Origin of the sequence: Phenylobacterium sp. (genome assembly GCF_031360265.1) — a bacterium.
Lineage (GTDB): Bacteria > Pseudomonadota > Alphaproteobacteria > Caulobacterales > Caulobacteraceae > Phenylobacterium.
In genome coordinates this window covers 1-4,458 of the sequence record NZ_JANMBF010000154.1, presented here as the reverse complement: position 1 = coordinate 4,458, position 4,458 = coordinate 1, and the positions used below count along the sequence as shown (strand labels likewise).

General features: G+C 63.8%; 4 protein-coding genes. 1 reads left to right on the top strand and 3 read right to left on the bottom strand.

Features of this window, described 5'->3' with window-relative positions:
* Together RMN86_RS14595 and RMN86_RS14590 are read right to left on the bottom strand one after the other, a co-directional pair.
* A partial coding sequence (locus RMN86_RS14595) for a right-handed parallel beta-helix repeat-containing protein (RefSeq protein ID WP_309606587.1) occupies window positions 1-602 on the bottom strand: 602 nt, incomplete at its 3' end.
* Between the two features lie 286 nt (window positions 603-888).
* On the bottom strand, window positions 889-1,944 hold the full coding sequence (locus RMN86_RS14590; protein ID WP_309606586.1) for a right-handed parallel beta-helix repeat-containing protein: 1,056 nt from the start codon (window positions 1,942-1,944) through the stop codon (window positions 889-891).
* A 360-nt stretch (window positions 1,945-2,304) separates the two neighbouring features.
* Between RMN86_RS14590 and RMN86_RS14585 the strand changes: the two genes are divergently transcribed.
* Window positions 2,305-3,333: a glycosyltransferase family 2 protein gene (locus tag RMN86_RS14585; RefSeq protein WP_309606585.1), complete on the top strand. Its 1,029-nt coding sequence runs from the start codon at window positions 2,305-2,307 to the stop codon at window positions 3,331-3,333.
* 3 nt (window positions 3,334-3,336) lie between these two features.
* Here RMN86_RS14585 and RMN86_RS14580 read toward each other — a convergent pair whose 3' ends face one another.
* Window positions 3,337-4,167 (bottom strand): hypothetical protein, encoded by an 831-nt coding sequence (locus RMN86_RS14580; RefSeq protein WP_309606584.1) that lies wholly within the window; start codon window positions 4,165-4,167, stop codon window positions 3,337-3,339.
* Window positions 4,168-4,458 lie beyond the last annotated feature (291 nt).

The window sequence follows — 4,458 nt, the reverse complement described above, 5'->3', positions numbered from 1 at the left end:
GTCACGACGATGTCGTGCACGGATGCGGTGGTGCCAGAGGTCCAGAACTGGATCGCGTCGGGATGGTCGCCCGCCTTGGGCGCGAAGTCGGTGAAGGTGTTGCCGGTGATGGTGATGTTCGAGGTCCCGCCCCCGTGCATCCCGTCCGACTGGATGTTGTGCAGCTTGTTGCCGGAGAGCAGCACCGTGTCGCTGTTGATGTAGCTGATGCCGGTCCCGATATTGTGGATCTCGGAATGGGTGACGCTGACGTTCTTGCTGTCGCGGATCAACATCGCGTTGCCGTCGACGGTCGCCGAGGCGTGGATATTGAGGTGGTCGAAATGGATATTGGTGTCAGACCCGAGCGTTACGGCGTAGGCGCCTTCAGCTTTCGGCGTCAGCTCGATATTGGTGAACGTCAGGTTGGAGCTGTTCGTCAGGGTGATGCCGGCGATCACAGCCGGGTTACCAGGATCCTGGGACGTTATCGTCACCGTGTCGGCGGGATTGGCGCCCGCCATGCTGAACATCGAATAGGTCCCGGGCGCGAGCAGGATCGTGTCCCCGGGCAGGGCGGCCTTGATCGCCGACCAGAGACCGTCGGAGGTGTCAACGACCACAGGGGCCGCGGGGGCGGGTGCAACGGGAACGATTGAATCTGGCACCGACTGAAATCTCCCGAACGCCGCGACCATACGTCATCTGCGCAGGCTACGTTACCTCTACGGGCCCTAAGCAGAGATTAGCACAGCCGTGTGGCTGGAAAATGAATATCTCGGCACTCCGGCTTGAGCGTCCACGGCTCCGCAGGCGCACGCCCCGCAGCAACGTCCATGCGCCGACCTTCGGCCCGGGCGTCGCGAGGCGAACGCGGAAGCCCAGGGGGATCCTGGCAGCGCGCCGCATTTAGAACCAACTGCTGGAACTGGACCAGATCGACGAGGCGATGGGGTCGAAGGTCTCCGGAGGAACAACCGCCGTGACCAGCCCCTGCGGGTGCAGCCAGTGGTCCAGAACCGTAAGGTCGCCCACCGGCTGGAGTATGATCGTCGTGTTGTCGTGGCTGTTCAACCCGACATTATCTTTCGCAAGCGCAAAGGTTGTCGCCTGATTGTAGTCCAGAACGCCGCTCGTGATCTTGCTGAGATAGATCCACGAATTCATGTCCTTGTAGCCCTGGACGAGGTTGCCCTCGATCTTGGCGTTGGAGGCATCGGCGACGAAGATGCCGTTGTACATGCCGCCCACCACCGCATTGCCGGTGATCGTCACGGTCTTGTATTCCAGCATCTTCTCGTTCCCGAGGAAGATACCCTGCATGACGCCGCCGGCGCCGCGGGTGATGATGTTGTCGGTCACGACGATGTCGTGCGCCGACGCGGTGGTTCCCGTCGTCCAGAACTGGATGGCGTCGGGGTGGTCGCCCGGCTTGGGCGCGAAGTCGGTGAAGGTGTTGCCGGTGATGGTGATGTTCGAGGTCCCGCCCCCGTGCATCCCGTCGGACTGGATGTTGTGCAGCTTGTTGCCAGACAACATCACCGTGTCGCTGTTGATGTAGCTGATGCCGGTCCCGATATTGTGGATCTCGGAATGGGTGACGCTGACGTTCTTGCTGTCGCGGATCATCATCGCGTTGCCGTCGGCGGTCGCCGAGGCATGGATATTCACATGGTCGAAATGGATATTGGTGTCCGCCGCCAAGGTAACGGCGACGCCGCCAACCGCCTTCGGGGTCACCTCAATGTGGCTGAAGGTCAGGTTGGAGCTGCTCGTCAGGGTGATGCTGGCGATCACGGCGGGGTGGCCAAGATCCAGCGAGGTGATCGTCACCATGCCGTTCGGGTTCATCCCGGTCATGCTCATGGCGGTATAGTTGCCGGGCGTGAGCAGAATCGTGTCGCCGGCGTGCGCCACCTTCACTGCTGACCAGAGACCGTCGGACGTACTGACTGTCGTAATCAAGGCGCTACTCCAGTATCAACTCGCGCCGCTCACCGGATTGGATCGCTAGCACAGGAACAACTTGAGCAGCAGTCTTATGTAGTCTGAATTTCCAGACCTATAACAGAAGGGGTTAACATACTTTAATATCTTAGATCATCTATTACTACTTGTTGTTAAGCTAACCAAAGCATTCACCATGCACACGACTTTGGCGCACCGGAACGACTACGTCAGGGACCATCTGTGGCCCGCCGCGGGCAGTCGCGGACAATGCGGCAGGCGACGCGGCTGGCCCTGTTCTCTGATCTTTAAGGTCTCTGATCTACTCGCACGGGGCTGGGCGGGCGGTCGCGCGGGCGGCCTCAGGAGACGAGCAGCGTGACGTCAACACCGTCCGGCGGCCCTCGCAAAGACGCGGCCTCGCGCCGCAAGGCCACGGCCCCGCGGCTGTCCGTCGTCGCGCCCTGCTACAATGAACAGGACACCCTGCCGGCCTTCATGGACCGGATGCAGGCCGCCTGCGAAGCCGCGGTCGGCGCGTCCTACGAGATCGTCCTGATCAATGACGGGTCCCGCGACGACACATGGAAGATCATCCAGGCGTTCGCGGCGTCCCGACCGGGCGTCGTGGGCATCAACCTGGCGCGCAACCACGGCCACCAGCTGGCGGTCAGCGCGGGACTGAAGCTCACCCGCGGCGACTGGGTTCTGGTGATCGACGCCGACCTGCAGGACCCGCCCGAACTGCTCGCCGAGATGCTGCGCGCGGCGGCCGAGGGCTTCGACGTGGTCTATGGCCGCCGCAGAACCCGCGCCAGTGAAAGCCGCTTCAAGCTGGCCACCGCCAGCCTGTTCTACCGTCTGCTGGGCTCGGTCTCGGATGTGGATATCCCGCAGGATGTCGGTGACTTCCGGCTGATCTCGCGGCGGATCGCCGAGCGGTTGAACGCCATGCCCGAGCAGGACAGGTTCATTCGCGGCATGGTCGCCTGGCTGGGCGGACGTCAGACCGAGCTCCTCTACGACCGAGATGCGCGCTACGCCGGCGAGACCAAATATACGCTCAGCAAGATGCTTCGCCTTGCGGTCGCGGGGCTGACCGGGTTTTCCACCGCGCCGTTGAATTTCGCGGTCGTCCTGGCCCTGGCCGGAACCCTGATCGGCGTGGCGATCTTTCTCTATGCGTTTGTCGGCTACTTCTTCGGCCGCGCCGCGCCCGGCTGGACCAGCCTGGCGCTGATCAGCGTGTTTTTCGGCGTCGGCCAGCTCGGCTGCCTGGCCATTGTCGGCGCCTACCTCGGGCGCGTCTATATGCAGGTCAAGGGTCGGCCGCTCTATCTTATCGACGAGATCGTCGCCTCGCGGGACCTGGCCGCGCCGGCCGACCCGACGAAAACGCCCGCCTGACCGCTACTTCGGGCGCTCGGCCGCGGCCGGCTCATAGCCCGCCGAGTATCGGATCGTCGCGGCCTTGCCCAGGGCGTCGACGGCGGCGCGGACAGCCTCCTGGGTGCGTTCCTGACGAAGGGCGCCTTCGGCGTAGGTTGTCGCCGCGCTTCCGACCAACGGGGTGGCCGTCGACTTGGCGATCTGGTTGAAGATCATGGACTTCGCCTGCCCCTGAACCACGAACACCTCGTTCTCCGGCAAGGCCGCCGTGGACTTCAGCAACTGCGGACTGGCGGTCAGCGTATCCAGGGTCGCGACGCCTTCCTGGTACGGCGTCTTTTCGACATCGAAGAGGTGCTTGATTTCCGCAAGGGTGTTCAGCGGCTTGAAGCGTTCGAAGTCGCTATTGGCCGGCGTCGCCACGACCTGGTTTATCAGCATGATCCGGCGCTGGGCGAACTTCTCGGGGTGGGCGGCGACATAGGCCTGCACCTCGGTCGCACTGGGCGCCGCCACCGCCTCGGCGATGCTGCTCTGATACCCCTGTTCCAGCAGGCTTTCCTCTCCGCGCCTCAGGGATGAGAGGAATATCGGTGACTTGTCGAGGCCGCGCTCTCTCGCCTTGGCCGCCATCAAGCGCCGGGCGATGATCCGACCGAGCGCCTGGTCCCGCACCTTGGCGTCGCCCTCGCGCGCGCCCATCACCTCATATTCCTGGCGCAGATCCTGGAGCGTGATCGGGACACCCGAGACCATGGCCACCACCTCGGTCGGCGATGCCGCCCCGGTCGGTGTCGCCGCCGCCGCGGACGACCCGAGCGCCAGGCACAGGGCCAAAGCGGCGAGATGCATCGGATGGTTCTTGTGCAAGCTTTGCCCCTTCATCGCCGGCGGGCGGCGGTCCCTGAAATACGGCGCGCGCCGATATATCCCGGTGGCGACACCCGCTATTTTAGAGAACCCCGTTGGGACCGGCGAGCGGAATCTGCCGGGCGGCGCGCGGTCAGTAAGCGCGCGGATCCTTGAAGATGAGCGGGACGGTGCGGACCAGGATGGCCAGATCGAGGACGGGGGACCATTCCTCGATGTAGCTGTTGTCGGCGGCCACCCGGTCGCTCATCCCGCGGGTGTCGCCGATCTCGC

Coding starts and splice junctions, on each gene's coding strand:
- RMN86_RS14580 (WP_309606584.1), bottom strand. CDS start 4,167: ATGCATCTCGCCGCTTTGGCCCTGTGCCTGGCGCTCGGGTCGTCCGCG.